The sequence below is a fragment of the Pseudomonas sp. LB3P31 genome (assembly GCF_054897945.1).
On the sequence record NZ_CM142710.1, the window covers coordinates 3,377,552 to 3,400,925 of the forward strand.

General features: G+C 59.0%; 21 protein-coding genes. 11 read left to right on the plus strand and 10 right to left on the minus strand.

Annotated features, from left to right (window positions below):
- Positions 1 to 22 precede the first annotated feature (22 nt).
- The 3 genes from ACYZTK_RS15250 to ACYZTK_RS15260 all read right to left on the minus strand — a co-directional run bounded on the left by ACYZTK_RS15250 (position 23) and on the right by ACYZTK_RS15260 (position 2,841).
- Positions 23 to 580, minus strand: coding sequence for an L-threonylcarbamoyladenylate synthase (locus tag ACYZTK_RS15250; RefSeq protein WP_462010654.1), 558 nt, complete (start codon positions 578 to 580; stop codon positions 23 to 25).
- A gap of 54 nt (positions 581 to 634) precedes the next feature.
- Positions 635 to 1,735, minus strand: a complete 1,101-nt coding sequence (dprA, locus tag ACYZTK_RS15255; protein WP_462010655.1) for a DNA-processing protein DprA — start codon at positions 1,733 to 1,735, stop codon at positions 635 to 637.
- Positions 1,736 to 1,815: 80 nt separating this feature from the next.
- Positions 1,816 to 2,841, minus strand: coding sequence for a LysM peptidoglycan-binding domain-containing protein (locus ACYZTK_RS15260; RefSeq protein ID WP_462010656.1), 1,026 nt, complete (start codon positions 2,839 to 2,841; stop codon positions 1,816 to 1,818).
- A 173-nt stretch (positions 2,842 to 3,014) separates the two neighbouring features.
- Between ACYZTK_RS15260 and def the strand changes: the two genes are divergently transcribed.
- The 5 genes from def to ACYZTK_RS15285 all read left to right on the plus strand — a co-directional run bounded on the left by def (position 3,015) and on the right by ACYZTK_RS15285 (position 7,693).
- Entirely contained in the window at positions 3,015 to 3,521 is a 507-nt protein-coding gene (def, locus tag ACYZTK_RS15265) for a peptide deformylase (RefSeq protein ID WP_462010657.1), read from the plus strand.
- 57 nt (positions 3,522 to 3,578) lie between these two features.
- Positions 3,579 to 4,538, plus strand: coding sequence for a methionyl-tRNA formyltransferase (gene fmt, locus ACYZTK_RS15270; RefSeq protein ID WP_462010658.1), 960 nt, complete (start codon positions 3,579 to 3,581; stop codon positions 4,536 to 4,538).
- Positions 4,535 to 5,845 carry a 16S rRNA (cytosine(967)-C(5))-methyltransferase RsmB gene (gene rsmB, locus ACYZTK_RS15275; protein ID WP_462010659.1) on the plus strand — a complete coding sequence of 437 codons (1,311 nt, stop codon included), beginning with the start codon at positions 4,535 to 4,537 and terminating at the stop codon, positions 5,843 to 5,845. Before fmt ends, rsmB begins: the two co-directional genes overlap by 4 nt.
- 22 nt (positions 5,846 to 5,867) lie before the next feature.
- Entirely contained in the window at positions 5,868 to 7,241 is a 1,374-nt protein-coding gene (trkA, locus tag ACYZTK_RS15280; RefSeq protein ID WP_462010660.1) for a Trk system potassium transporter TrkA, read from the plus strand.
- Positions 7,242 to 7,384: 143 nt separating this feature from the next.
- Positions 7,385 to 7,693, plus strand: coding sequence for a tetratricopeptide repeat protein (locus ACYZTK_RS15285; protein WP_462010661.1), 309 nt, complete (start codon positions 7,385 to 7,387; stop codon positions 7,691 to 7,693).
- Between the two features lie 102 nt (positions 7,694 to 7,795).
- On the opposite strand, the gene ACYZTK_RS15290 is transcribed toward ACYZTK_RS15285, so the two are convergent.
- The gene (locus ACYZTK_RS15290; RefSeq protein ID WP_462010662.1) at positions 7,796 to 8,683 is read right to left on the minus strand and encodes a lysophospholipid acyltransferase; all 888 of its coding nucleotides are present in this window, start codon (positions 8,681 to 8,683) and stop codon (positions 7,796 to 7,798) included.
- A gap of 40 nt (positions 8,684 to 8,723) precedes the next feature.
- Entirely contained in the window at positions 8,724 to 9,281 is a 558-nt protein-coding gene (gene tag / locus ACYZTK_RS15295) for a DNA-3-methyladenine glycosylase I (protein ID WP_462010663.1), read from the minus strand.
- A gap of 81 nt (positions 9,282 to 9,362) precedes the next feature.
- Here tag and glyQ point away from each other — a divergent pair, with 81 nt between their 5' ends.
- The 4 genes from glyQ to ACYZTK_RS15315 all read left to right on the plus strand — a co-directional run bounded on the left by glyQ (position 9,363) and on the right by ACYZTK_RS15315 (position 13,773).
- Positions 9,363 to 10,316 carry a glycine--tRNA ligase subunit alpha gene (gene glyQ / locus ACYZTK_RS15300; protein WP_008155694.1) on the plus strand — a complete coding sequence of 318 codons (954 nt, stop codon included), beginning with the start codon at positions 9,363 to 9,365 and terminating at the stop codon, positions 10,314 to 10,316.
- A complete protein-coding gene (glyS, locus tag ACYZTK_RS15305) occupies positions 10,313 to 12,367 on the plus strand; it encodes a glycine--tRNA ligase subunit beta (protein ID WP_462010664.1) in 2,055 nt (684 codons plus the stop codon). Before glyQ ends, glyS begins: the two co-directional genes overlap by 4 nt.
- A gap of 4 nt (positions 12,368 to 12,371) precedes the next feature.
- Positions 12,372 to 12,911, plus strand: a complete 540-nt coding sequence (gene gmhB / locus ACYZTK_RS15310; protein WP_462010665.1) for a D-glycero-beta-D-manno-heptose 1,7-bisphosphate 7-phosphatase — start codon at positions 12,372 to 12,374, stop codon at positions 12,909 to 12,911.
- Positions 12,912 to 12,993: 82 nt separating this feature from the next.
- Positions 12,994 to 13,773 (plus strand): lysophospholipid acyltransferase family protein, encoded by a 780-nt coding sequence (locus ACYZTK_RS15315; RefSeq protein ID WP_462010666.1) that lies wholly within the window; start codon positions 12,994 to 12,996, stop codon positions 13,771 to 13,773.
- A gap of 178 nt (positions 13,774 to 13,951) precedes the next feature.
- On the opposite strand, the gene ACYZTK_RS15320 is transcribed toward ACYZTK_RS15315, so the two are convergent.
- Positions 13,952 to 15,484 carry a sensor histidine kinase gene (locus ACYZTK_RS15320; RefSeq protein WP_462010667.1) on the minus strand — a complete coding sequence of 511 codons (1,533 nt, stop codon included), beginning with the start codon at positions 15,482 to 15,484 and terminating at the stop codon, positions 13,952 to 13,954.
- 185 nt (positions 15,485 to 15,669) lie between these two features.
- On the opposite strand from ACYZTK_RS15320, the gene ACYZTK_RS15325 reads away from it, so the two are divergent.
- Positions 15,670 to 16,383, plus strand: a complete 714-nt coding sequence (locus tag ACYZTK_RS15325; protein WP_462010668.1) for a response regulator transcription factor — start codon at positions 15,670 to 15,672, stop codon at positions 16,381 to 16,383.
- A 71-nt stretch (positions 16,384 to 16,454) separates the two neighbouring features.
- Here the strand turns inward: ACYZTK_RS15325 and gyrB are convergent, their stop codons facing one another.
- Genes gyrB through dnaA form a run of 4 tightly spaced genes read right to left on the minus strand, consistent with a single transcriptional unit; the run spans position 16,455 to position 22,664 of the window.
- Positions 16,455 to 18,872, minus strand: coding sequence for a DNA topoisomerase (ATP-hydrolyzing) subunit B (gene gyrB / locus ACYZTK_RS15330; protein WP_462010669.1), 2,418 nt, complete (start codon positions 18,870 to 18,872; stop codon positions 16,455 to 16,457).
- A 5-nt stretch (positions 18,873 to 18,877) separates the two neighbouring features.
- Complete coding sequence (recF, locus tag ACYZTK_RS15335; protein WP_462010670.1) at positions 18,878 to 19,981, minus strand: DNA replication/repair protein RecF; 1,104 nt, start codon at positions 19,979 to 19,981, stop codon at positions 18,878 to 18,880.
- Positions 19,982 to 20,001: 20 nt separating this feature from the next.
- The gene (gene dnaN / locus ACYZTK_RS15340) at positions 20,002 to 21,105 is read right to left on the minus strand and encodes a DNA polymerase III subunit beta (protein WP_007948106.1); all 1,104 of its coding nucleotides are present in this window, start codon (positions 21,103 to 21,105) and stop codon (positions 20,002 to 20,004) included.
- 38 nt (positions 21,106 to 21,143) lie between these two features.
- The gene (gene dnaA, locus ACYZTK_RS15345) at positions 21,144 to 22,664 is read right to left on the minus strand and encodes a chromosomal replication initiator protein DnaA (protein WP_462010671.1); all 1,521 of its coding nucleotides are present in this window, start codon (positions 22,662 to 22,664) and stop codon (positions 21,144 to 21,146) included.
- Positions 22,665 to 23,230: 566 nt separating this feature from the next.
- Between dnaA and rpmH the strand changes: the two genes are divergently transcribed.
- Positions 23,231 to 23,365, plus strand: coding sequence for a 50S ribosomal protein L34 (gene rpmH / locus ACYZTK_RS15350; RefSeq protein ID WP_003213577.1), 135 nt, complete (start codon positions 23,231 to 23,233; stop codon positions 23,363 to 23,365).
- Positions 23,366 to 23,374: the final 9 nt, after the last annotated feature.

A 23,374-nucleotide genomic window follows, 5' to 3' on the forward strand; every position in this document is an offset into this window, starting at 1 on the left:
CGCGATGAACGATAACTCGGTCTCAATCCGGACGAATGACATTCCCGGTCGCCAGATCCCGAATCACACTAGGATTCCTGCGCCCACCCAAATTCCCGCCCAAAATATAATCCACCTGCCCACGGAAATACTGCTCCACGCGAATCCGCGTGCGCGCCGCCGGCCGACCTTGCGGGTTGGCTGAAGTCGACACCAACGGACCAGTAAGCGCACACAAATCCCGCACCTGCGGATGATCACTCACCCGCAATGCCACCGTCTCATGCTTGCCGGTAATCCACAGCGGCAGTTGATTCTGATGCGGCACCAGCCAGGTGTTTGGCCCCGGCCAAGTGCTGGCCATGCGGTCCATCCACAACTCGGGGAAATCTTCAAACAGGAAGTCGAACTGGCGAATGTTGTCGGCGACCAGGATCAGGCCCTTCTCCATGGACCGCCCCTTGATCATCAGCAAACGCTCCACAGCGTTCTGGTCCCATGGGTCGCAACCCAGGCCCCAGACTGCTTCGGTTGGATAGGCAATCACCGCGCCTGAGCGAACGGCTTGCGCAGCTTGTTGCACACGCCAACTGTTGACCATGAAAAACTCTCCGGAATAAGGCTCTGCGCATTTTACCGATCTTCCTTATAAAACCTAGCTCACCCGCGCAAACCAGCGCCCACTTTCACAGACCGCGCGACCGTCCATTTCCAGCTCCGTCAACGCCGCCAATACTTTGGGCAATGCCCAGCCACAGCTGATCGCCAACGACTCACTGGTGTGCGGCGCCGCGTGAAGCAGCACTAGCAGTGGATGCGTCACCACCGGCGCAGTTGTGGAAAACGACAACTGTTGCCAGCCGCGCAACGCTTCGAGAATGTGTTCGATGGTTTCCACCAGCATTGCGCCGTCGCGGATTAGCTGATGACAGCCCTTCGCCCCGGGATGATGAATCGATCCGGGAATCGCATACACCTCACGGCCTTGCTCCGCCGCCAGCCTGGCGGTAATCAATGAGCCACTGGCAACACTCGCCTCGACCACCAGCACGCCAAGGGACAAACCGCTGATGATTCTGTTGCGCCGTGGAAAGTTGCCTGCGGTCGGCGGAGCGTCCAGCGGGAACTCTGAAACCACTGCGCTACCAGAGGCGATCATCGCGTCGGCCAGCCTTCGATTGCGCTGTGGATAAAACTTTTCAAGTCCCGTGCCAAGTACCCCGACCGTTCGCCCGCCCACATCCAGCGCCGCCTGGTGCGCGGCGGCATCAATGCCCAACGCCAGACCACTGGTGATGACAAAACCGGCACCGGCCAGACTGCGCGAGAAAGCGGCCGCCGTGTCCATCCCCGGACGTGACGCGCGACGACTGCCGACCATCGCCAATTGCGGCATTTCCAGAATGCCGGGATCGCCGGCGACAAATAACAAGGGCGGCGGATCGTTGATTTCCGCCAGCAGCGCCGGGTAGTCAGGCTGGCCCAACATCAGTAAATGCTGGCCCGGATGCTCTAACCAGGCCAATGCGTGGTAAGCGCCATCGCGCACGTCAGGATCGCGACGCGCCTCGGCGCAAGCAAAAGGCAGCCCCAAAGATTTCCACGCAGTGGCCGGCGCGCTCAGGGCTTTTGAAGCCGAGCCAAAGGCCTCGAGCAGTTTTTTGAACCGCGCCGGACCTAGCTCAGGCAAGCGATGCAGACGCAGACGCGCCTCCAGTTCGGCAGGGGATAGCGCTGCTGCAGCAGGCAATGTCATGGATCATCCTTGATCGTTATGATGCCCGTTCAATCGGGCATAAGCTGTGGATAAGTCTGTTGGTAACTTGTGAAGCAGGCTTACGGATTTCTAACTTTATCCATCACCGCCAACGACCGCGAAGCATTGAGCACCAAGCCGTAGCTGAGCTTGTCGTAGGTGCGGAAAACCATCAGCAGCCCGGCGCGCTCATCGGGGATCTTCAACGGCTGCCCGGTGATCCGGTCCCGTACGGTTTCGCCGGTCTTCATCACCACCAGCACGTTGCCCTCGGCCAGTCCGTCGCGCTGTCCCTTGTTCAGCGTTACCACGTCCATCGCGCCAATCTGGGTTACCCCGCGCGGTACGTCGATGATCACGCCCTTGATGTCGGTCTTTGGCGCGCTGGGCATGAAGGTAGAATTGATCGAACGCTCCTCGCCGCTGAACAGGCGATCACCCAGGCGCACCTCCTGGGTGGTCCGTTGCAGCGCGAGGGTGGCGACATCGCCTTCGGTGGCTACGATCTCGCCACCGCCGATATCGTCCGCGTTGATCCCGAGAAATTCCTTGCTGTCCGGGTCGGTGTAGACCTTGCCCTGACGGAAGATGCCGTACACCGGCTGATTCGGATCGAATTGCCCGCGGGCAAAGATTCGGTCCCCGGTGCCGCTGAGCACGCGCTCGGCATCTCCTGCAACAATGTAGGGCGCCTTGTCGAAGTCCTCGACCTTGTCGACGATGCGGTTACTGAGCAGGAAGCTGTTGATCGCTTGCAGCGGAATGCTCGGGATCGCATCCGCTACTGGCGAACTGCGAATCCGCGGCGACAGCTTGATGGTGCCCCGGGAAGCGCCGCGATTGAGGGTCAGGCGCGGTTGGCCGTTGACGTAGACCAGCGACAGCGAGTCGCCCGGATAAATCAGATTGGGGTTTTCAATCTGTGGATTGGCCTGCCATAACTCCGGCCATTTCCAGGGCTCGCGCAAGAATTTGCCAGAGATGTCCCAGAGTGTGTCCCCGGTAACCACGGTGTATTGCTGTGGAAAACCTTCCCTGAGTTGCACTTGCCCATGCGCTAAACCGGCCGAAGCCAGAAGGAGCAGGGCGAGTAGTGATTTCCTCATGCGGTGAATCCCTTTATTATGTGCGTTCGCGTGAAACGCCAGAGCCCTCGTGGCTCGCTTCCGATTCTTTACCGAAAAGAACAAGGAAGCTACGCTTCACAACGGTAGCCTGCATCTTCGGACCCGCCAGGCCATCGACCCGACTTTACCTCACACGTGCAGCAAATAAGCTTATGGCCATTTTAGACATCCTCGAATTTCCCGACTCGCGCCTGCGCACTATCGCCAAACCTGTGGCCGTAGTGGACGACGAAGTGCGTCAGTTGGTCGACGATATGTTTGAAACAATGTATGAAGCGCCAGGCATCGGCCTCGCCGCGACCCAGGTCAACGTGCACAAACGTATCGTCGTGATGGACCTTTCCGAAGACCGTACCGACCCCCGGGTATTCATCAACCCCGAGTTCGAATCGCTGACCGACGAGATGGAGCAGTATCAGGAAGGCTGCCTCTCGGTGCCGGGCTTCTACGAAAACGTCGATCGCCCGCAGAAGATCAAGGTCAAGGCTTTGGACCGCGACGGCCAGCCTTACGAACTGATCGCCGAAGGCCTGCTCGCCGTGTGCATCCAGCATGAATGCGACCACCTCAACGGCAAATTGTTCGTCGACTACCTCTCCAATCTAAAACGTGACCGAATCAAGAAGAAACTGGAAAAGCTCCATCGCCAGAACGCTTGATGCCCTCCTTTCAAAGGCTTGCTGCGGCAAGCCTTTTTCTTTTCAGAGATTGCTCCCATGACTGAGCCACTGCGCATCGTCTTTGCCGGCACCCCGGAATTCGCCGCCGAACACCTCAAGGCGCTGCTCGCCAGCCCGTACGAGATCGTCGCGGTCTACACCCAGCCGGACCGTCCGGCGGGCCGTGGGCAAAAGCTGATGCCAAGCCCGGTCAAGCAGCTCGCCCTTGAAAACCATATCCCGGTGTTGCAGCCGCCAACCCTGCGCAATGAAGACGCCCAGGCCGAACTGGCTGCGTTGAAGCCGGACTTGCTGGTGGTGGTTGCCTACGGCCTGATCCTGCCGCAAGTGGTCCTGGATATTCCGCGCCTGGGCTGCATCAACAGTCACGCCTCCCTGCTCCCGCGCTGGCGCGGTGCGGCGCCGATCCAGCGCGCTGTCGAAGCCGGTGACAGCGAAAGCGGTGTCACCGTGATGCGCATGGAGCTGGGGCTCGATACCGGGCCGATGCTGCTCAAAGTCAGCACACCGATCACTGGTGAAGATACTGGCGGCAGCCTCCACGACCGTCTGGCCGAACTGGGTCCCCCGGCAGTGATCCAGGCGATTGCCGGCCTCGCCGCCGGTACGCTGGAAGGCGAAGTGCAGGACAACAGCCTCGCCACCTACGCGCACAAATTAAACAAGGACGAAGCGCGCATCGACTGGAGTCGCCCGGCGGTTGAGCTGGAACGCCTGGTCCGCGCTTTCAATCCGTGGCCAATTACCCACAGTACGCTTAACGGCGAAGCGCTGAAGGTCCTGGCCGCGAGCCTCGCTGAAGGGCAGGGTGGCCCGGGGAAAATCCTCAGCGCCAGCAAGGACGGCCTGATTGTCGCCTGCGGCGAGCAGGCGTTGTGCCTTACGCGCCTGCAATTGCCCGGTGGCAAGGCGCTGAACTTCAGCGACCTGTTCAACAGCCGTCGCGAGAAATTCGCCAGCGGCACCGTCCTCGGTCAAGCGGCGGACGCTCAATGAACCCGCGTCTCGCCGCCGCCAAGGCGCTCGCAGCCGTCCTGAATGGCAAGGCCTCTCTCAACAGCTCACTGCCCACCCAGATGGATAAGGTTGAGGACCGCGATCGCAGCTTCACCCAGGACCTGGCGTTCGGCACCGCGCGCTGGCAGCCACGCCTGTCGGCACTCGCGGCAAAGCTGCTGCAGAAGCCCTTCAAGGCGGCGGACGCCGATGTCGAGGCGCTGTTGCTGGTCGGCCTGTACCAGTTGCTCTACACCCGCGTGCCCGCCCATGCTGCCATCGGTGAAACCGTCGGTTGTGCGGACAAGCTGAAGAAGCCCTGGGCCAAGGCTCTGCTCAACGCCGTGCTGCGCCGCGCCCAGCGTGAAAGCGAAGCGCTGCTGGCAGAACTGGAGCACGACCCGGTGGTGCGCACTGCCCACCCACGCTGGCTGCAGAAATCCCTCAAGGCTTTCTGGCCAGAGCAGTGGGAAGCCATTTGCGCAGCGAACAACGCGCATCCGCCGATGATTCTGCGGGTCAACCGCCGCCATCACAGCCGCGACGCCTACCTCGGTCTGCTGAACGAGGCGAGCATCGCCGCCAGCCCATGTGTCTACAGCCCGGATGGCATCATTCTCGATGCCGCAGCCGATGTGCGCAGCCTGCCAGGATTTGCCGAGGGCTGGATCAGCGTGCAGGACGAAGCGGCGCAACTGGCGGCCGATCTCCTCGACCTGGCGCCAGGCCAGCGGGTACTGGACGCCTGCTGCGCTCCCGGGGGCAAGACCTGCCATATCCTTGAAGCCGAGCCCCAGCTGGCCGGCGTGGTCGCAGTAGACCTGGAAGCCAAGCGCTTGGTGCGCGTGCGGGAAAACCTCGCACGCCTGGGCCTGAGCGCCGAACTGATCGCCGCCGACGGCCGTGACACCGCCACCTGGTGGGACGGCAAACCGTTCCAGCGCATCCTGCTCGACGCGCCGTGCTCGGCCACCGGCGTGATCCGCCGTCACCCGGACATCAAGCTGACCCGCCAACCGGACGACATTGCCGCACTCGCAGTGCTTCAGGGTGAGCTGCTGGACGCCATGTGGATAACGCTGGAGGTAGGCGGCATCCTGCTGTACGCCACCTGCTCCACATTGCCGACCGAAAACACTGAAGTCATCGAAGCCTTCCTCGCCCGTACACCGGGCGCCCGTGAGCTCGATCTCGCCACGGCGGCGGGCATCAAGCAGGCCCATGGTCGCCAGTTACTGGCCCAGGAAGGCGGGCATGACGGGTTCTACTACGCCAAGCTGATCAAGATCGCCGCCGCGCGCGGTTAACCGGTTTTAAGGGAGTGACTGGATGAAAATCATCATCCTCGGCGCAGGGCAGGTGGGCGGTTCGCTGGCAGAACATCTGGCCAGCGAAGCCAATGACATCACCGTGGTCGACACCGACAGCGAACGCCTGCGCGACCTCGGCGACCGGCTGGACATTCGTACCGTACAAGGTCGCGGTTCATTGCCTACGGTGCTGCGCCAGGCTGGCGCGGACGACGCCGACATGCTGGTGGCAGTGACCAACAGCGACGAGACCAACATGGTGGCGTGCCAGGTGGCCCACACCCTGTTCCACACGCCGACCAAGATCGCCCGGGTGCGTGAAGCGGCATACCTCACCCGCTCCGAACTGTTCGACAACGATGCGATTCCGGTGGACGTGCTGATCAGCCCGGAACAAGTGGTGACCAACTACATCAAGCGCCTGATTCAGCATCCAGGCGCGCTGCAGGTCATCGACTTTGCCGAAGGCAAGGCGCAACTGGTGGCGGTGAAGGCTTACTACGGTGGACCGCTGGTAGGCCAGCAGCTGCGGCAGTTGCGTGAACACATGCCGAACGTCGAAACCCGCGTCGCGGCGATTTTCCGTCGCGACCGGCCGATCCTGCCCCAGGGCGATACCGTGATCGAGGCCGACGACGAAGTATTTTTCATCGCCGCCAAGGCGAACATCCGCGCAGTGATGAGCGAAATGCGCCGCCTGGATGAAACCTACAAGCGCATCGTCATCGCCGGTGGCGGACAGATTGGCGAGCGTCTGGCCGAGGCGATCGAAAGCCGCTATCAGGTCAAGATCATCGAAATGAACCCGATACGCTGCCGGCATCTGTCAGACACCCTGGACAGTACCGTGGTGTTGCAGGGCAGCGCCTCGGATCGCGATCTGCTGCTGGAAGAAAACATCGCCGACGCCGACCTGTTCCTGGCCCTGACCAACGACGATGAAGCCAACATCATGTCCTCGCTGCTGGCCAAGCGCCTGGGCGCAAAGAAGGTGATGACGATCATCAACAACCCGGCCTACGTGGATTTGATCCAGGGCGGCGACATCGATATCGCCATCAGCCCGCAACTGGCCACCATTGGCACTTTGCTCGCCCACGTCCGCCGCGGCGATATCGTCAGTGTGCATTCATTGCGCCGGGGTGCGGCGGAGGCCATCGAAGCAATTGCCCATGGTGATGCTAAATCGAGCAAGGTCATCGGCAAGGCCATCGAGAACATCGGTCTGCCACCGGGTACGACCATCGGCGCGATCATCCGCGATGAAGAAGTGATCATCGCTCACGACGACACGGTGATCGAAGCCGGGGACCATGTGATCCTGTTCCTTGTGGATAAAAAGCATATCCGCGATGTGGAGAAGCTGTTCCATGTGGGGCTGAGCTTCTTCTGATTCTGAGCCAATGCTTGCTTTGATTTCATTGGCCTCATCGCGGGCAAGCCTTGCTCCCACAGGGGTCGAACCACAATCCTGTGGGAGCAAGGCTTGCCCGCGATGACAATCTCATGATCACAAATCAATCCGAGGAATGCCCCATGCTCGAATCCCTGGAAAAAATGCTCGCCAAGGGTGTGGATAACGCTCTGCTGCGCTTTGGCCTGGGCAAGGGTTATCTGGATCTTGGGGAAAACGCCAAGGCGGCCGAACATTTCCAGCGATGCGTGGAGTTCGATCCGAAGTATTCGGCGGCCTGGAAGCTGCTGGGCAAGGCGCAGCTGGCGCAGGCTGACATTGCAGCCGCCCGACACGCATGGGAAAAAGGTCTGGAAGCCGCCCGTGCGCATGGCGACAAGCAGGCGGAAAAAGAAATGACGGTATTCCTGAAAAAACTCGACCGCCTGTAAGGCTTTTGTAGGAGCTGGCGAAGCCTGCGATCTTTTGATTTTTTCAAATCAAGATCAGAAGATCGCAGGCTGCGCCAGCTCCTATGGGTTATCCGCGACGCATCAGTACCAACGTTCTTCACCCGGCGGGCGCTTCTTGAAGCGCTTCATGCTCCACATGTACTGGCTTGGATACGCCGCAACATAGCGCTCCACCACCTTGCTCATGGCCGCGCAGGAAGTCTCGGTGTCGGTGCTATACATCGCCTCGGGCGCGGCTTCAAGAATCACCTTGTAACCCGAACCGTCCGGCAGCCGCAGGGCATGCAGGAATACGCCGACCGCCTTGCCCCCGGCCAGCATGTTCGGCACAAATTTGCTGGTCAGCGCCTGGGTGGCGAAGAACGGCACGAAGATCCCGGCGGACTCGGACGGCTCCGGGTCGGCCGGAATTCCTACCGCGCCGCCTTTGCGCACTTCCTTGATCACGCTGAGAATGCCTTCCTTGGTGGACGCCGCCACCCGATTGCCCAATTGCACCCGCTGCTTGCGCAGCAGATCATCCACCGCTTTCAACTTCGGCGGCCGATAGAAAATGATCGGCTTGCACTGGCTGCAGTAAAAATGGTTCAGCACTTCCCAGTTGCCCAGGTGGCTGGTGATCCCGACGACACCCTTGCCGGAGGCCAAGGCCTCTTTCAACACGTCCAGCCCTTCGACTTCGCGCACCAGATCGATAGAGCGCTGCGCCGGCCAGATCCAGGCGCAAGCACTTTCGGTCAGCGACTTGCCGATGTCTCGCAAGGTGCGGCCCACCAGCTGCTCGCGCTCGGCCGGATCCATCTGTGGGAAACACTTGGCCAGGTTGATCCGCACCACGTCGCGGGAACGGTTAGGGGTTTTCCACATCACCCAGCCAATGGCCGAGCCCACCACCTGCACTGCCCGCCAAGGCAGCAGGGCAAACAGCCGCAGAGCGCCTACCAGCAAGGCGCCTTTAAACTTATCCACAGGTCACTCCTGATCTTGTGCTGTGTGCGAGGCGGCCATTCTAACCGCCGTTCGCCAAGGTCGCGTAACGATCGCAATCCTGGGTGTGGTCCATCACCATGCCCGAGGCCTGCATCAGCGCGTAACAAATGGTCGGTCCGACGAACGTGAATCCGGCTTTTTTCAGGGCCTTGCTCATTTCCACCGCGACCGGCGTCACCGCCGGCACTTCGGTACGATCCTTGAAATGATGGGTCACCGGCGAGCCGCCAACAAAAGACCAGAGAAACCCGACCGGGTCCTCCAGCGCCAGCCAGGCCTGGGCATTGCGCCGGGCCGCATTGAGTTTCAGGCGATTGCGAATGATGCCCGGATCGAGCATTAATTCATCGATCTCCGCATCGCTCATCTGCGCCACGCGCTGCACGTCGAAGCCAAACAGCACCTCGCGATAACGCTCGCGTTTGCGCAACACGGTGATCCAGGAAAGGCCGGCCTGGAACCCTTCGAGCAAAAGCAACTCGAACAGTCCCTGCGCATCGCGAAGCGGCGTGCCCCACTCCTGATCGTGATAAGCCATGTACAGCGGATCTTCGGAACACCAAAAGCAGCGTGGCATAAGGCTCCAGGGGGCGTGCGCAGGACCGAATCGGGTATACTCCCGCTCTTTAAATCGCAGCCCAAGAAACAGGTGAATTTCGTGAGCCAGCCTACGCCAGCCGTGCGTACCTTCCAAGACTTGATCCTCGCCCTTCAGCAATACTGGGCCGAGCAAGGTTGTGTGGTACTTCAGCCCTACGATATGGAAGTAGGCGCCGGCACTTTCCACACTGCCACGTTTCTGCGCGCCATTGGCCCGGAAACCTGGAACGCCGCTTATGTGCAGCCCAGTCGTCGCCCGACTGACGGCCGCTACGGCGAAAACCCGAACCGTCTGCAGCACTACTACCAGTTCCAGGTAGTCCTGAAGCCGAACCCGGACAACTTCCAGGAACTGTACCTGGGCTCCCTCAAGCACGTCGGCCTGGACCCGCTGGTCCACGACATTCGCTTCGTCGAAGACAACTGGGAGTCGCCAACGCTGGGCGCCTGGGGTCTGGGCTGGGAAGTCTGGTTGAACGGCATGGAAGTCACGCAGTTCACTTACTTCCAGCAAGCGGGCGGCATCGAGTGCTACCCGGTGACCGGCGAGATCACTTACGGTCTCGAGCGCCTGGCCATGTACCTGCAGGGCGTGGACTCAGTCTACGACCTGGTGTGGGCTGACGGCCCGATGGGCAAGGTCACCTACGGCGACGTGTTCCACCAGAACGAAGTGGAGCAGTCCACCTACAACTTCGAACACGCCAACGTCGAGAAGCTGTTCGAACTGTTCGACTTCTACGAGAGCGAAGCCAAGCGCCTGATCGAACTCGACCAGCCGCTGCCGTTGCCGAGCTACGAAATGGTGTTGAAGGCGTCCCATACCTTCAACCTGCTGGATGCACGCCGGGCAATCTCGGTCACTGCGCGTCAGCAATACATCCTGCGTGTACGCACCCTGGCGCGTTCCGTTGCGCAAGCCTACCTGCTGGCTCGCGCCAAGCTGGGCTTCCCGATGGCGACCCCGGATCTGCGTGACGAAGTACTGGCCAAGCTGGAGGCTGCACAATGAGTGCTCTGGATTTCCTGGTTGAACTGGGCACCGAAGAACTGCCACCCAAAGCCCTGAACGCTTTGGCTGATGCTTTCCTGGCCGGTATCGACAAGGGCCTGCAAGCTGCCGGCCTGAACTACGAGACCAAAACCGTCTACGCCGCGCCACGTCGCCTGGCTGTGCTGATCACTGCGCTGGCTACCCAGCAGCCGGATCGCACCATCAATCTCGACGGCCCGCCACGCCAGGCCGCGTTCGATGCCGAAGGCAACCCGACTCAAGCAGCCCTGGGCTTCGCCAAGAAGTGCGGCGTCGACCTGAGCGAAATCGATCAGAGCGGTCCGAAACTGCGCTACAGCCAAAGCATCGCCGGCAAACCGACCGCGAGCCTGCTGCCGACCATCGTCGAAGACTCCCTGAACGACCTGCCGATTCCCAAGCGCATGCGCTGGGGCGCTCGCAAGGAAGAGTTCGTGCGTCCGACCCAGTGGCTGGTGATGCTGCTTGGTGACCAGGTCATCGACTGCACCATCCTCGCCCAGAAATCTGGTCGCGATTCCCGTGGTCACCGCTTCCATCACCCGGAAAACGTGCGCATCACCTCGCCGGCCAATTACCTGTCCGACCTGCGTGCCGCTTACGTGCTGGCCGATGCCGATGAGCGTCGCACCCTGATCAGCAAGCGCACCGAAGAACTGGCGACCTTGCAGGAAGGCACCGCGATCGTGCCGCCAGCCCTGCTGGATGAAGTTACTGCGCTGGTTGAATGGCCAGTGCCGCTGGTGTGCTCGTTCGAGGAACGTTTCCTCGAAGTGCCACAGGAAGCACTGATCACCACCATGCAGGACAACCAGAAGTACTTCTGCCTGCTGGACGCCGACGGCAAGTTACTGCCCCGTTTCATTACCGTGGCCAACATCGAGAGCAAAGACCCGCAGCAGATCATCACCGGTAACGAGAAAGTGGTTCGCCCACGCCTGACCGACGCCGAGTTCTTCTTCAAGCAGGACAAGAAGCAGAAACTCGAAGACTTCAATCTGCGCCTGCAGAACGTGGTGTTCCAGGAAAAACTCGGCAGCGTCTACGACAAGGCCGAGCGCGTTTCCAAACTGGCCGCCTTCATCGCTCAGCGCATTGGCGGCAACGCGGCATGGGCGGCTCGCGCCGGCCTGCTGTCCAAGTGCGACCTGTCGACCGAGATGGTCGGTGAGTTCCCGGAGATGCAAGGTGTCGCCGGTTACTACTACGCCCTCAACGACGGCGAGCCGGAAGAAGTCGCCCTGGCGCTGAACGAGCAGTACATGCCGCGCGGTGCCGGTGCCGAACTGCCGACTACTCTGACCGGTGCGGCCGTGGCCATCGCGGACAAGCTCGACACCCTGGTCGGTATTTTCGGTATCGGCATGCTGCCGACCGGCAGTAAAGACCCCTACGCACTGCGTCGTGCTGCCCTCGGCGTGTTGCGCATCCTGATCGACAAGAAGCTCGACCTCGACCTGAACGACGCCGTGGCATTCGCCGTGAATGCGTTCGGCACCAAGGTCAAGGTTACCGGCCTGAACGACTCGGTACTGGAGTTCATCTTCGATCGTCTGCGTGCCCGTTACGAAGACGAAGGTGTGGACGTTGCGACCTACCTGTCGGTGCGTGCGCTGAAGCCAGGCTCCGCGCTCGACTTCGATCAGCGCGTGCAAGCCGTTCAAGCCTTCCGTCAATTGCCGGAAGCAGCAGCCCTGGCCGCAGTGAACAAGCGCGTGTCGAACCTGCTGAGCAAGGTGGAAGGCTCGGTACCGACCGTCGTCGAAGCCAAGTACTTTGATAACGCCAACGAGTTCTCCCTCTACTCGGCGATTCAGCAAGCTGACCAGGCTGTCCAGCCGATGGCTGCTGCGCGTCAGTACAGCGAATCGCTGGCCCGTCTGGCCGCCTTGCGTGAGCCGGTAGATGCATTCTTCGAAGCGGTGATGGTCAACGCGGATGACGCCAAAGTGCGCGCCAACCGTTATGCGTTGCTGGCGCGTCTGCGAGGCCTGTTCCTCGGCGTCGCCGATATCTCGTTGCTGGGCTGAGGGATTGCTGTTGAAGCTGCTGATTCTTGATCGGGACGGGGTGATCAACTATGACTCCGACGCTTACATCAAGTCGGTCGAGGAGTGGATTCCGCTCCCCGGCTCGATCGAGGCCATCGCGCAGTTGAGCAAGGCCGGTTGGACGGTGGCGGTCGCTACCAACCAGTCGGGCATTGCTCGCGGTTACTACGACATCGCTACCCTGGACGCCATGCACGAGCGTTTGCGTTCACTAGTGGCGGAGCAGGGCGGTGAAGTCGGGCTGATCGTCTATTGCCCGCACGGGCCGGACGAAGGTTGCGATTGCCGCAAGCCCAAACCCGGGATGTTGAAAAACATCGCCGCACATTACAACGCGTCGCTGACAAATCTCTGGTTTGTCGGCGATAGTCTTGGTGACCTGGAAGCCGCCAAAGCCGTCGATTCTCAGCCCGTGTTGGTAAAGACCGGGAAGGGCGAAAAAACGCTGGGCAAGACTCTGCCAGTGGGCACCTTGATTTTTGACGATCTGGCGGCGATTGCCGCAGAACTTATCCACAATTAGAGCGTTTTCGATTTTCCTGAACAAGGACTGATCGGGAGTGCGCTTTATATAGACGGGCACAGCCCGCACGGTAAATGTCGCCATGTCGATACTGCAGGCCATCAGAACCTTTCTTTTTTATCTGTTGCTGGGCACCACCTCTCTGCTCTGGTGCAGCCTGAGCTTTTTCATCGCGCCGTTTCTGCCGTTCAAGGCGCGCTATCGTTTCATCAACGTGTACTGGTGCCGCTGCGCGCTTTGGCTGAGCAAAGTGTTCCTGGGCATCAGCTATGAATTGAAGGGCGCGCAAAATGTTCCTGACCAGCCTTGCGTGATTCAGTCGAACCACCAGAGCACCTGGGAAACGTTCTTTCTCTCGGCTTACTTCGAACCCTTGAGCCAGGTGCTCAAGCGCTCACTGCTGTTCGTACCGTTTTTCGGCTGGGCGATGGCCATGCTGCGCCCGATCGCGATTGATCGTGACAATCCCAAGGCGGCGCTCAAGCACGTGGCGAAGAAGGGCGACGAATTGCTCAAGGACGGCGTATGGGTCCTGATTTTTCCTGAAGGCACCCGCGTGCCTTACGGCACTATCGGCAAGTTTTCACGCGGTGGTACCGCCTTGGCGGTAAACGCTGCACTCCCGGTACTGCCGATTGCACACAATGCCGGCAAGTTCTGGCCGAAATCCGGCTGGGCCAAGAAGAAAGGTGTCATCACCGTTATCATCGGCGAGCCGATGTATGCCGAGGGCACGGGGCCGAGGGCGATTGCTCAACTCAATGACCGGGTGCAGAGCTGGAACGAGCAAATGCAGCGTGAAATGGGTTCGCTGCCACCAGCGCCACAGGCACCTGCGGCAAGCGATCAACTGGTTGTCTGAGATTCTGTGGATAAGCTGTGTACCGTTTTTCCGGATCAAGCTTAAATTTAATCGTAACTTCATGATTTATATGTATATTTCTTAATCGCTTAAAAAACTGAAAAAGGTGCATAAGTTTTTTTTGGATGTAAAAAAACCGGCGTATATAGCCGGTTTTTTTGGGCGAAATTCGACGGTTTCATTCGTCAAGCAGAGGGAAGTGCAGGCTGAAGCGCGTACCTTCGCCAACGACGCTTTGGCACTCGATTCGACCACTGTGGCGGTCCATTACCGCCTTCACCATCGACAACCCCAAGCCGATGCCATCGATTCCCTGGGCAGAGGAAAAACGCCGGTACTGGCTGAAGAGCTCGGGCAACTCTTGCGCCGCGATGCCTTTGCCCTGATCTTGCAGGTCGCAAATCATCCAGCCATCGGTGCATCGCACTCGCAAGCTGATCAGTGTCCCGGCATCGCTGTACTTGATGGCATTTTCCAGCAGATTGAACAGCGCCCTGGTCAGTAGTGCCTGGTCCGCGAGTATCAGACGTTCCTGCACCTCATCGTTCAGGTGATGCACCAGTTCGATGTGCTTCAACCGCGCAATCGTGAGCGCTTGGTCGAACACATCCATGACCAGCATCGCTAACAAGGTCGGCTGGAATTGATAGGCCTCTGATTCAGCCTTGGCTAATTGCACAAAGCCATCGGTCAGGTCCAGTGCCCGGCGCACCTGAAGCTCGATCTGATCGAACAAGTGCGTGTCGCCACCGACCTGGTGCCGATGCACGTCGAGCAGCGCGAGGATCGCCGAGTGAGGCGCACGCAGGTCGTGGGACAGGAATCGCAGCATCACGCTGCGCTGTTCTTCTGCCTCCCGCTCAACGCTCAGGTCAGTGAGGCTCAACAGCCAGCCGATCGGCACGTCGCCGTCTACCGGCAGCAATGCCGCCCGCTCCAGGCGCAGGCTCCGCTCCTTGATGTCGCGGAATTCGAGCAAGGGCAGGGCGGAGAGCGGTGGTCTCAGCCCATTGCTCAATTCCGGATAGCCGAGTTGTGCCAGTCGTTCGATGATGTCATCGCCCACCAGATCGCCCCCGAATAAATCCCGTCCCTTGCGATTGCCTAGCAGGATTCGTCCCTTCGGATCGCTGATCAAGGTCGCCACCGGCAAATATTCAAGGCCGTCGGCAATGAAGCGCCGGGTGTCCCGGGTCCGGCTCATGGCTTGCTCCAGCGCCATGATCTGCCCTTGCAAGCGGTCACCTGTGGGGAACTGACCGCGGCGGCGCTCGGGGAAAACTTTCGGCTCGTTATCCAGACGTGCCAGCTCCCAGCCGAAGTAGGTAAGCACCACGCTTAACCGACGCCAGTTCCAGATCAGGTAACCGAACAGCATGCCGAGCTGGCTGGCGAACGGAGACCACCAGCCGTCTTGCCGTGCTATCCCATAGCTGATCAACAGCGTCGCGCCCATACCGGCCAGCGTTGACCACAAGGCCCAGCGAGGCCGCAGCAACATCAAGCCAAGCACGCTGGCCACCAACACTACCGACAACCAGGCACCCTGCGCACTCGACAGCATGGCCTGGCCCGTCTGAGCACCATAGGAAAGCAGGGCCGTGAGGGGCAACAGGGTCAAACTTATCCACAGCCATTCCCTGACCAACTGTCGAAACAATCCCTGAACCTGACTGGGCTCGCGACTTTCACGTCTACGCTCATTACTCATGGAGAAGGCCGGAACGCGGGGCGTAGGGAATTTCGATCATGTGCGTGGGTCTTATCGGCGAGGTGTTCGAAAAGAATCATAGCGGACGTCGACCAACGGAGCGCAGGTTACTTCGCCAAACATAGTGGCTCGGTAGTGTTTGTTCACATTGGTAATCACAAGCTGAGACCAAGGAATCCCTGCCCATGCGTGTCGCGATACTGGACGATGAACCGGCTGAGCTCCGCCGGGTGGAACAAACCCTCAGGCAGATGGCCGAGCCTGGAGAAATTGAATGGTCGTTGTACAGCTTCGAAAATGGCGAGGATCTGCTACGCCAACTGCGCAGGGAAACCTACGATCTGCTCCTGCTCGACTGGCAATTGCCGGGGCTCAGTGGCCTGTCCCTGCTGCGCTGGACCCGTGAACACATGGACGCGCCACCTGCCGCCATCATGCTCACCAGCCGCGACGGTGAAAGCGATATCGTCCAGGCTCTGAATGCTGGCGCGGACGATTATGTCAGCAAACCTTTTCGACCCAACGAACTGAAGGCCAGGGTCGCGGCCGTCTTGCGCAGGCACAGTCACTCACGCCGGGCGAGCGGGGAAGTGCTGAGCATCAATGACTTGCTATTCGACGATGCCGAGCTGACAGTCACCCGCGCTGGTGTGCCGATTGGCATGACTGAACGGGAGTACCGTCTTGCCCGCTGCCTGTTCACCAATCTAGGCCGACCGCTGTCGCGGGAGTATCTCTATGAGCGGTTCTGGAGCCACGAAGAGATGCTGTCTTCGCGACCGCTTGATACCCACATTTATCGTCTTCGCAACAAACTCGGGCTGACTGCGGATCGCGGTTGGCAGCTGTTGACGATCTACGGGTATGGGTATCGGTTGGAGAGTGTGTCGGTTTCGTAGCAGTGGTCGTTAAACAAAAAAAGGCCAACGCTAGCGTTGGCCTTTTTGTTTAGCGGGTTTTTTACGCTGGATCAGAAGTCCAGATTCGAAACCGCCAGGGCGTTGCTTTCGATGAAGTCACGACGAGGCTCGACCGCATCACCCATCAGGGTGTTGAAGATCTGGTCCGCGCCAATGGCGTCTTCGATGGTCACTTTCAGCATGCGGCGCTGTGCTGGGTCCATGGTGGTTTCCCACAGCTGATCCGGGTTCATTTCGCCCAGACCTTTGTATCGCTGAATGGTGTGACGCTTGGTGCTCTCAGCCATTAGCCACTCAAGTGCTTCCTTGAACTCGGTCACCGGCTTCTTGCGTTCGCCACGCTGGATGTACGCGCCTTCGTCAAGCAAGGTGCTCAACTGAGCGCCCAGGGAGACAACGGTCTTGTAATCGTTGCTGCCGAAGAAGTCGCGGTTGAACGTGACGTAGTTCGACAGGCCGTGGGAGATCAGCTCTACCTCGGGCAGCCAGACGTTACGTTCACGGTCTTCACGCAGGCTGGCCTTGTAGACCAGGCCCGACTTCTCGACAGTGCGCAGGCGAACTTCGTACTTGGCCAACCACTCTTGCATCGCTGCGTGATCGGACAGTTGCTCCATGCTTACCGCAGGCAGGTAGATGAAGTGCTCGGTCAGCTCCTGAGGGTACAGCCGCGACAGACGCTTGAGAGTTTTCATCACCAGGCGGAAATCATTCACCAGGCGCTCCAGGGCTTCGCCCGAGATACCAGGGGCTTCTTCGTTCAAGTGCAGGCTGGCGTCTTCCAGGGCCGATTGCGTCATGTATTCTTCCATGGCGTCATCGTCTTTGATGTACTGCTCTTGCTTGCCTTTCTTGACCTTGTACAGCGGTGGCTGAGCGATGTAGATGTAGCCACGCTCGATCAGCTCCGGCAGCTGACGGAAGAAGAAGGTCAGCAGCAGGGTACGGATGTGCGAACCGTCGACGTCAGCATCGGTCATGATGATGATGTTGTGGTAACGCAGTTTCTCGATGTTGTACTCATCGCGACCGATGCCGCAGCCGAGCGCAGTGATCAAGGTGCCTACTTCCTGGGAAGAGATCATCTTGTCGAAGCGCGCTTTCTCTACGTTGAGGATCTTGCCCTTCAACGGCAGGATGGCCTGGGTGCGACGGTTACGTCCCTGCTTGGCGGAGCCGCCAGCAGAGTCACCTTCCACCAAATACAGTTCCGACAGGGCAGGGTCTTTTTCCTGGCAGTCAGCCAGTTTGCCCGGCAGGCCGGCGATATCCAACGCGCCCTTGCGGCGAGTCATTTCACGGGCTTTACGCGCCGCTTCACGAGCACGTGCAGCGTCGATCATCTTGCCGACGACCAGCTTGGCTTCGTTAGGGTTTTCCAGCAGGAAGTCGGAGAAGTACTTGCCCATTTCCTGTTCAACAGCGGTCTTCACTTCGGAAGAAACCAGCTTGTCTTTGGTCTGGGAGCTGAACTTCGGATCCGGCACTTTCACCGAAATGATCGCGGTCAGGCCTTCACGCGCATCGTCACCGGTGGTCGCGACCTTGTGCTTCTTCGCCAGACCTTCAGCTTCGATGTAGGTGTTGAGGTTACGCGTCAACGCGGAACGGAAGCCCACCAGGTGAGTGCCGCCGTCGCGCTGCGGAATGTTGTTGGTGAAGCACAACAGGTTCTCGTTGAAGCTGTCGTTCCACTGCAGGGCGATTTCCACGCCGATGCCGTCTTCACGTTGAATGTTGAAGTGGAACACCTGGTTGACCGGCGTCTTGTTGGTGTTCAGGTATTCAACGAACGCACGCAGGCCGCCTTCGTATTTGAAAAGCTCTTCCTTGCCGCTGCGCTCGTCTTTAAGGACGATGCCAACACCGGAGTTCAGGAAGGACAGTTCACGGATCCGCTTGGCCAGGATGTCCCAGCTGAAGTGGATGTTTTTGAAAGTCAGGTCGGACGGCTTGAAGTGAATCTGGGTGCCCGTGGTTTCGCTCTCGCCGACGATTTTCATCGGCTCTTTCGGCACGCCGTGGATGTAGGTCTGTTCCCAGATCTTGCCACTGCGACGTACCGTGAGGATCAGTTCTTCGGACAACGCGTTTACTACCGATACACCTACACCGTGCAGGCCGCCGGATACTTTGTAGGAGTTGTCGTCGAACTTACCGCCGGCGTGCAGCACAGTCATGATGACTTCCGCTGCAGAAACGCCTTCTTCCTTGTGCACGTCTACTGGGATGCCACGGCCGTTGTCACGAACGGTGATGGATTCATCCGGGTGAATAATGATGCTGATGTCATCGCAGTGGCCGGCGAGAGCTTCGTCGATCGAGTTATCGACCACTTCGAAAACCATGTGGTGCAGACCGCTGCCATCGTCGGTGTCACCAATGTACATACCGGGACGTTTGCGTACGGCATCCAGGCCTTTCAGCACTTTAATGCTCGTTGAGTCGTACGTATTTTCTTCGCTCAATGCCTTCACTCCCGATGGTCGTGGGTCTGGGTGATACGGCCTTGTTCCACGTGGAACAAAGCGACTGGCGTTTCCGTCTGCCAGCCTTCCCTCAATAATTCGTGATCTACACAGGTGATAAACACCTGGCAGCGTAAGTCTTCCAACAAGCGGCAAAGCGCGCGACGGTGGTGCTCGTCCAGCTCGGACGGCAAGTCATCCACCAGATAAATACACTGGCCGCGACGGGCCTGACTGACCAGATGCCCTTGGGCGATCCGCAGAGCACAGACCACTAACTTCTGCTGGCCCCGGGACAAGATGTCCGCGGCATTGTGTGCGCCCAATCTGAGACGCAAATCAGCACGTTGTGGTCCGGCCTGGGTATGACCCATTTGCTGATCCCGCTGAACGGACCCAGCAAGCACTGCACTTAACTCGCGGTCTTTGTCCCAGCCTCGGTAATAGCTGAGCGTCAAACCCTCGAGCTCAACCAGTTCGCTCAAGGTCTGTTCAAAGACTGGTTTCAAGGCTTTGATATAAGCGCGGCGGTATTCATCTATTTCAGCGCTGGCCTGGCACAGTTCCCTGTCCCAAACCGCTTGCGAAACGGCGTCAAGTGTACCATGCCGCAGCCAAGAGTTTCTCTGGCGCAGGGCCTTCTGCAGTCGCTGCCAGGTGGACATGAATCGTGGTTCCACGTGGAACACACCCCAATCCAGAAACTGTCGACGAATCTTCGGCGCACCTTCCAGCAGGCGAAAGCTATCGGGGTTGATCAACTGCAGCGGCAGGATCTCTGCAAGCTGAGCCGCACTGCGAGCATTCTGCCCATCAATGCGAATTTGAAATTCACCCTGACGATCGCGAGACACACCCAACGCGCTATGACCGCCCTCGGCCAGCTCGACCTGGCCAAACACAGTGCAGGCCAATTGCTCGTACTGGATTACGGGAAGCAGCCGCGTGCTGCGAAACGAACGAGCGAGCCCCAGCAGGTGGATGGCTTCCAGGACGCTGGTTTTGCCGCTGCCGTTGGCGCCGTACAGAATATTGATTCGGGGGGAGGGGGAGAGGGTCACCGGGTGCAGATTGCGCACCGCGGTGACCGAGACGCGACTTAATGACATCTAGCTTCTGCTGAGCATGATTACAGACGCATCGGCATGACAACGTAAGCCGAGTCGTCGTTGTCGGACTCTTGCACCAGCGCGCTGCTGTTGGAGTCAGACAGGATGAGGCGAACCTGCTCAGTGGTCATCACGCCCAGCACGTCGAGCAAGTAGCTGACGTTGAAGCCAATTTCCAGGGAGCCACCGTTGTACTCAACGCCTACTTCTTCCTCTGCCTCTTCCTGCTCAGGGTTGTTGGCCTGGATTTTCAGCTGACCATTGGCCAGTTGCAGGCGGATGCCGCGGTACTTCTCGTTGGACAGGATCGCAGTGCGGCTGAAGGCTTCACGCAGGGCCTGACGGTCACCGAGCACCAGCTTGTCCCCACCCTTGGGCAGCACGCGCTCGTAATCAGGGAATTTGCCGTCGACCAGTTTCGAGGTGAAGGTAAATTCGCCGGTAGTGGCGCGGATGTGATGCTGGCCCAGCACGATGCTGACAATACCGTCCGGCTCAGTCAGCAGCCGCGCCAACTCAAGGATACCCTTGCGTGGCACGATGACCTGGTGACGATCAGGTTGACCAATATCAGCCTGCATCGAGCACATCGCCAGGCGATGGCCGTCTGTGGCCACAGCACGGATGATGCCCGCCGAGACTTCCAGCAGCATACCGTTCAGGTAGTAACGCACGTCCTGCTGGGCCATGGCGAAGCTGGTGCGCTCGATCAAACGACGCAATTTGCTCTGCTCCAGGCTGCAGGTCAGCGAACCTGGGCCTTCCTCGACAGTCGGGAAATCGTTGGCTGGCAGCGTCGACAGGGTAAAGCGGCTACGACCGGCCTTCACTACGAGCTTCTGCTCGTCGACCTTGATATCGATCAGCGCGTCGTTCGGCAGGCTCTTGCAAATGTCCATCAACTTGCGCGCAGGCACGGTGATGGAACCCGGGTCAGCCGGCTCTTCAAGCTGTACACGACCGACCAGTTCGACTTCCAGGTCGGTACCAGTCAGCGACAGTTGCTGTCCTTCGACAACCAGCAGCACGTTGGACAGCACCGGCAAGGTCTGTCGGCGTTCGACAACGCCTGCGACCAGTTGCAGGGGTTTCAACAGGGCTTCGCGTTGAATGGTGAAATGCATGGTCTAGTCCCTTGCCTTAATAAGCTGCGCTGGTGTCATCAAGTGGTCAGTGTACGCAGCAGGTTCTTGTAGTCCTCGCGGATGTCCGCGTCGGATTCCTTAAGTTCGTTGATCTTGCGGCAGGCGTGCAACACAGTCGTGTGATCGCGGCCGCCAAACACATCACCAATTTCCGGCAGGCTGTGGTTAGTCAGCTCTTTGGACAACGCCATGGCCACCTGACGCGGACGAGCGACCGAGCGCGAACGGCGCTTGGACAACAGGTCGGAGATCTTGATCTTGTAGTACTCGGCGACCGTGCGCTGAATGTTATCCACAGAGACCAATTTGTCTTGCAGTGCCAACAGGTCCTTCAGGGATTCGCGGATCAGCTCGATGGTGATATCGCGGCCCATGAAGTGCGAGTGAGCAATAACGCGCTTGAGTGCACCTTCGAGCTCTCGCACGTTGGAACGAATGCGCTGGGCGATGAAGAACGCAGCGTCGTGAGGCAGATCGACTTTGGCCTGGTCGGCCTTTTTCATCAGGATCGCTACACGGGTTTCCAGCTCCGGCGGCTCGACCGCAACGGTCAGCCCCCAGCCAAAACGGGATTTAAGGCGTTCTTCAAGGCCTTCGATTTCTTTAGGGTAGCGGTCACTGGTGAGAATGACCTGCTGGCCACCTTCGAGCAAAGCATTGAAAGTGTGGAAAAACTCCTCCTGCGAACGTTCCTTGCGAGCGAAGAACTGAATGTCATCGATCAACAGCGCGTCAACCGAACGGTAGAAGCGTTTGAATTCGTTGATCGCGTTCAGTTGCAACGCCTTGACCATATCGGCCACGAAACGCTCGGAATGCAGGTACACGACCTTGGCATTCGGATTCTTCTTTAATAGGTGGTTACCCACAGCGTGCATCAAGTGGGTTTTACCCAAGCCGACACCGCCATAAAGGAAGAGCGGGTTGTAGCCATGCTTGGGGTTGTCCGCAACTTGCCAGGCCGCAGCCCGGGCTAGCTGGTTGGACTTACCTTCGACAAAGTTCTCGAAAGTGAAGGTCCGGTTCAGATAGCTGGTGTGCTTGAGCGCACCTTCTACCTGCACTGTGCGCTGTTCAGCGCGAATCGGCGCCTGTTGCGAACTCGCCCCCGCCATTGGATCGAAGCTGTCACGGGACGGCTCTTCGCTAACGTCGGCGACTTTCTGCGTTGCACGTTTGGTCTGGGTGACGGCGGGTGCAGGCGCAGGTGCGTTGGCCGGCGCCTGAACGGCCTGGGCCTGTGACGCAGCGGCAGCCAGCGGAGCATTAGGTGCCGCACGCGGAGCCGAACTGCGTTTACTGCCTATTAATAAGGACAGGGCCGGCATCGAGCCATCGCCGTGCTCATCAAGGAGCTCAAGGACTCGACCCAGATACTTTTCGTTGACCCAGTCGAGAACAAAACGATTCGGTGCGTAGACACGCAGCTCGTCGCCTTCGGCTTCGACCTGTAGTGGACGGATCCAAGTGTTGAATTGTTGGGCAGGCAGCTCATCGCGCAAAAGCTCCACGCACTGCTGCCAAAGTTCCACTGACACGGATATCCCCTAAGTTGAAAGCCGGTGAGGCAAAAACAAGCGGCCATTGTAACGATCAGCCGCCGACTTATCCACACGTAGGTGGTGCTTCAGCCAAGAACAATCAACGCTTTATAGGGAAAAAAGGCGACCAATGGTCTGTGCATAAGCTCTGTGGATAACCGGGGTTAAGGTCATTGCACAAGTGGGGGGGAAACTCGGTGGATAACCTGCCTGTGGATAAACACGCCTTTCACCCACAGGTTATCCGACAGCGCAGCACAGGCTGACCACCGCTTACCACGGTAGTTGTCATTCTCTGTACATCACGTATTGTCTGGCCTCAAGGCAGTTATCCACAGACAAGTGCCTGCCTAGCTTTTATAAGCTTTACAAAAAAGCTTTAAATACTTTCCTTCTTTATTTCTATATCTACCGGTGAGCCAGACGCGCAAAAACCCTGGGAGATCTATTTATCAGGAAAGGCTGGTTGGAAATTGACCTAGAGGCTTGCTTTCTCTAGAATCCCCGGTCTCTTAAAACGGGGGCCATTCCGGCCCGTTGTGGACGAACCAGGTAACACGACAATGAAACGTACTTTCCAACCAAGCACTATCAAACGCGCTCGTACCCACGGTTTCCGTGCTCGCATGGCTACCAAGAACGGCCGCGCCGTCCTGTCGCGTCGTCGCGCCAAAGGTCGTGCGCGTCTGGCAGTTTGATAATCCGGC